Here is a 4,795-nt window from a genome sequence, read left to right on the forward strand (position 1 = left end):
TTGATTAACTAGTAGCGATCAGCAGTGCGCATTTGTGAATGTTCAACACGCCCTAGCATTAATCAGTATTTTTATAAGTGATGGCAGTGTCAAAGAGTCAGTCAATGTCTTCATTATTATCATTTGGTTTTTATTGTAGCGTTAGAGGATAAGGAATCATGGCGAAAAAACGAGGATTGGCTGCCAATCGAGGTTTAGATGCCTTATTAGGGTCAATAAAAAAAGAAAAACAAATCACCGCCTCAGCCTTGCAGGATGACATGGCAGCGCGCGCTGCTAATGCTGAGAACGATGACGCCAATGATGATACTGCCAGTGATAACACGGCTCGTAAGGGTAAGAGTGCTACCACTCCTACAAGCGATAATGTGAAAAGCAGTAAAGCGGCAGCGCCAAAATCGATAGCTGCCAATCAAGATGCCGTTGTTGTTACTGATGCTAATAATGATATTGAGCCAGCGCCAGCTAAGCGATCAGCGCGTACTACTCGTAACCCTGTTAAGACGCGCAATAATAAACCTCGCAGCAATGAGCAAGATAGTACAGCGACTGAGGATCAAATCAGTTTAGTACAAATAGATGTGGGTCGTCTGCAGGCGGGTAAGTACCAACCGCGCCGCGATATGAGTGAGACGGCGCTCGCAGAACTGGCGGCTTCTATCGAGCAGCACGGCGTCATGCAGCCTATTGTGATAAGACCGCTACTCGCCAATGAAGATAAAAGTACGGATGAGGTCACGCACGAGATCATCGCCGGTGAGCGTCGTTGGCGCGCTGCAAAAATGGCGAATAAAACAGTGATACCAGCGATAGAGCGTGCCTTGTCCGATGAGCTTGCTATAGCGCTAGCTTTGATCGAAAATATTCAACGCGAAGATTTATCCGTTATCGAACAGGCAGCAGCGCTACAACGCTTTCATACTGAGTTTGGTATGAGTCACGCTATGATTGCTGAGGTAGTAGGGAAGGCGCGTACCACAGTATCCAACTTACTACGGCTCAATCAGCTTCATGATACGGTCAAAGACCACCTTTCAAATGGCGCGCTTGATATGGGTCATGCTCGTACGCTTTTGGCTTTATCCTCCAAGCAGCAGCCCATCATCGCCCAAAAAATCATCGATGGGAATATGACGGTGCGCGAGGCTGAAAAGCTGGTGAAGTCTATCTTGCAGCCTACCCAAAAAGCGCAGGATAAAAACGCCGCACAAACTCACGATGTCGAGCGCCTAACCCAGCGTTTGACAGACGCGCTAGGGGCGCAGGTTAAGCTCAAACACAAAAAAGGCGGTCAAGGTAGCGTTGAGATATTCTTCCACAACCAAGACGAGCTGACTGCTCTCATCAAACATCTAAACGTGCAAAGCTAGCCTGTATTGCTGTTATTGATACAGAAACTAATTAATAAATAAAGCATATGAAAACATCTCAAAAAAGAGAAGCCTTATGTGGGAGTTGGTAAAAGCAGGCGGTTGGTTAATGATGCCCATTGTCATCTGTTCAGTTGTGGCGCTTATTATCATTATCGAACGGAGTAGTACTCTGCAGTTCAATAAAGTGGTACCGATAAAACTGCGCGAGCAGCTGATCAATCGCTTACGCGAGAACGGAACTATCGGCCGCACTCAGCTGGTCAATGTCAAAGAAAAAACTCCTTTAGGCGATATTCTGGCGACCGGTTTGCTCTATCGCCAGTATGGGCTTGACTCTATGACAATGCATATGCAAAACCGGGCGAGCGTGCAAATTCATCAATTGGAAAAGAATATCAATATGCTCGGTACAATAGGGGCTATAGCGCCGCTATTAGGCTTGTTAGGAACCGTACTGGGTATTATTTCATCGTTTTTAGCCATTACCGATGGCGCTATGCAAGATCCGACTTTGCTGGCCGCTGGCGTCTCGCAAGCGCTGATTACTACTGCTGCTGGGATGATTGTCGCTATACCGGCGCTGGTTGCCTACCGCTACTTTCAGCGGCGTATCGTTGATATTAACGCTCATTTTGAGACTGAAGCGGGGCTGATGATTCAAGAGCTTTATGATTATAAGCTGCTGAATGTCGCTCATAATTCAGCCTATGATCCAGCTCTGTTAGCAGGCGATAAAGCTGGTGTAGAGCACTCAAATACTCAGCACAGCCATGATCATTCTTTAAACAAATCTTTTAGCTTAGAGTCTTAGTTAAAGATTGGCTCAAATACTGAAATATTGACACTACTTAGCACTATCAAAGAGATTGCTATGCGTTTTAGAAAGCCTACTGTCGAGCCGCTTGAGATCAATCTGACGCCAATGATTGATTGCTTGCTGTTTTTGATTATATTTTTATTGCTTGCAACCTCGTTTAATCACTTCAGCCGTCTCAATATTATCCTGCCTGAAGCAGAGGGCGTTGATGTTGTGGAGCAGCAAGAGAGTATCGAGGTGGCGGTACAAGAAGACGGTAGTTATCTGGTCAATGGTATAGCACTTGCCAGCAGTAATGCCGCAGAATTGACCAGTTTACTTCAGCAAGAGGCAGGAAGTAATCGTCAGCTACTGTTCGTAATTGCTGCTGATGCAAATGCCACTCATCAATCTGTAGTACAAGTGATGGATGTCGCTGGCAAACTGGGATTTTTAAATATTAATATCAGTACTGTCGTGCCGCTAGGTCAGCCGCTGCCGCCCTAATTACGCGCAAAACGACAGAAAAACCAGCATTATCATTGAGTCATTAAACCATTGATAATACGTTTGTTCATCTGCCATACCCTATATCCACCGTCTTTTGCAGACATAGCTATCTTCTCCCTCATGATGGTATACTTTGTCGCAGTTTTCAGCCGCTCTGGTAAGAGTAATTCCTTTTGTTTTAACTTGGGGCTTTTATGAGCCAATCTCGCCTATCACATACTCATAATAATAAGGCTAAAGCTCAGCCTGAGCGAGTAGCACCGCCCAAACATAAGACCTTACTGCGCTTGCTACGTTATTTAAAGCCATATTGGTGGGCACTATTACTGACTGTGCTTGGCTTTGCGATTAATGCGGCTACTGAGATTTGGATTGCTAAGCTGCTGCAGTACATTACTGACGCGATTAACCAAAACGATCAAGCCAAGCAAAACCTATTTCCTTTGTTGATTATTGGTTTATTTTTCGTGCGCGGCGTCGGGAGCTTCTTAGGGAACTACTATTCAGCGCTAGTGTCCAGAAACTTAGTCTATGAGCTGCGAGTAGAGGTCTTTAACAAGCTTTTACGGCTACCAAGCTCGTTTTATTTGGCCAATCCTGCCGGTACCATCTCCTCAAAGCTTATCTTCGATGTCGAGCAGGTCACTGCTGCCAGTACCGATTCTATGAAGACAGTGTTACGCGATGGTCTAACGGTTGTGGCTTTGATAGGCTTTTTACTCTACAGTAACTGGCGATTGACCCTGATTTTGTTTTTGGTTCTGCCGCCTATCTTATGGCTGATCCGCATCGCCTCTAAGCGTTACCTTAAGCTCTCAAAGGGTATTCAGCAAACGATGGGCGATGTCAGTCATATCACCAATGAGGTCATTGGCGGCTATCAAGTGGTCAAAAACTATGGTGGTCAGGCTTATGAGTCGAAGCGCTTTGATAAGACGTCTAAGAAAAACCTACGTCAAGGCATGAAAGTTGTTGTGACCAATAGTATTAATACTCCAGCGGTGCAGCTACTGATGGCGATGGCGATGTCGGTGGTGGTGTGGTTGGCGCTGCGTCCGCAAGTAATCAATAACATCTCGGCAGGGGAGTTTATCTCTTATATTGCCGCCGCTGGACTACTGAGTAAACCGGTACGCTCATTGACAGACGTCAATCAAAAATTGCAAAAAGGCATCGCAGCTGGTGAGTCGATATTTGCACTGATCGATGAGCCTGAGGAGCAAGATACCGGCACTTTAAACCCCAAACTCTCAGGCGCTCTACAATTAGATAAAGTCGGATTAGTTTATCCTGACTCAACGGTAGCTTTACAAGACTTTAGCTTAGATATAAAAGCAGGCGAAACGGTAGCGCTAGTCGGGCGCAGCGGCGCTGGCAAGTCATCATTGGTCAATTTGTTGACGCGGACATTAGCGACGTCTTCAGGTCAGATCACGATGGATGGCATGCCTATTGAAGAGATTACTTTGGAGAGCCTACGCTCGCAGATTGCGATGGTCAATCAGCAAGTGGTGCTGTTTAATACGAGTGTCTTTGAGAATATTGCTTATGGTAGTTTGGCGACCAAAAGCCAAGCTGAGGTTGAGCGCGCGGCAAAAGATGCTTTTGCCCATGAGTTTATTATGAAGATGCCGCAAGGTTATCAAAGCCAAATAGGCGCAGAAGGACTGCAGCTCTCTGGGGGCCAGCGCCAGCGCTTGTCGATTGCGCGTGCGCTACTAAAAGACGCGCCTATTTTGATCTTAGATGAGGCAACGAGTGCCCTTGATAATGAGTCGGAATATTATATCCAGCAAGCGCTCGATAATGTTATGAAAGATCGCACCACCTTAGTTATCGCTCACCGCCTGACCACTATCGAGTCCGCTGATCGCATCGCTGTAATGGATGGCGGGCGTATCGTTGAGATTGGTACGCATGACTCGCTGCTACAACAGCAAGGCTATTACGCGCAGATGTATGAGCGCGATTTTGAGTAGTAAAAGATAAGCGACTGCTATATAGTCAGTTCGAAATAAAGTCGATACGCTTAATAGTCAGTTCGAAATAAAGTCGATACGCTTAGGGCGTGTTGAACATTCGACCATGGCACTGACAGAGACTATTTTTTAGGCGA

The 4,795-nt window shown here is 46.0% G+C and carries 4 protein-coding genes; all 4 read left to right on the forward strand.

Annotated elements, in window-relative coordinates:
• The first annotated feature begins 158 nt into the window (after positions 1 to 158).
• The 4 genes from I3248_RS11980 (at position 159) to msbA (ending at position 4,658) form a co-directional block, all read left to right on the forward strand.
• Complete coding sequence (locus tag I3248_RS11980) at positions 159 to 1,370, forward strand: ParB/RepB/Spo0J family partition protein (protein ID WP_238063972.1); 1,212 nt, start codon at positions 159 to 161, stop codon at positions 1,368 to 1,370.
• Between the two features lie 76 nt (positions 1,371 to 1,446).
• Complete coding sequence (locus tag I3248_RS11985) at positions 1,447 to 2,184, forward strand: MotA/TolQ/ExbB proton channel family protein (RefSeq protein ID WP_238063973.1); 738 nt, start codon at positions 1,447 to 1,449, stop codon at positions 2,182 to 2,184.
• Positions 2,185 to 2,244: 60 nt separating this feature from the next.
• Positions 2,245 to 2,676, forward strand: coding sequence for a biopolymer transporter ExbD (locus I3248_RS11990; RefSeq protein ID WP_025646643.1), 432 nt, complete (start codon positions 2,245 to 2,247; stop codon positions 2,674 to 2,676).
• A 197-nt stretch (positions 2,677 to 2,873) separates the two neighbouring features.
• The gene (gene msbA, locus I3248_RS11995; protein ID WP_025646644.1) at positions 2,874 to 4,658 is read left to right on the forward strand and encodes a lipid A export permease/ATP-binding protein MsbA; all 1,785 of its coding nucleotides are present in this window, start codon (positions 2,874 to 2,876) and stop codon (positions 4,656 to 4,658) included.
• Positions 4,659 to 4,795: the final 137 nt, after the last annotated feature.

This window comes from Psychrobacter sp. Ps3, assembly GCF_022129275.1.
Lineage (GTDB): Bacteria > Pseudomonadota > Gammaproteobacteria > Pseudomonadales > Moraxellaceae > Psychrobacter > Psychrobacter submarinus.

Bases quoted from the DNA above. Each gene is read 5' to 3' on its own strand.
- I3248_RS11985 (WP_238063973.1), top strand. From the start codon at position 1,447: ATGTGGGAGTTGGTAAAAGCAGGCGGTTGGTTAATGATGCCCATTGTC.
- I3248_RS11990 (WP_025646643.1), top strand. From the start codon at position 2,245: ATGCGTTTTAGAAAGCCTACTGTCGAGCCGCTTGAGATCAATCTGACG.
- msbA (WP_025646644.1), top strand. From the start codon at position 2,874: ATGAGCCAATCTCGCCTATCACATACTCATAATAATAAGGCTAAAGCT.
- I3248_RS11980 (WP_238063972.1), top strand. From the start codon at position 159: ATGGCGAAAAAACGAGGATTGGCTGCCAATCGAGGTTTAGATGCCTTA.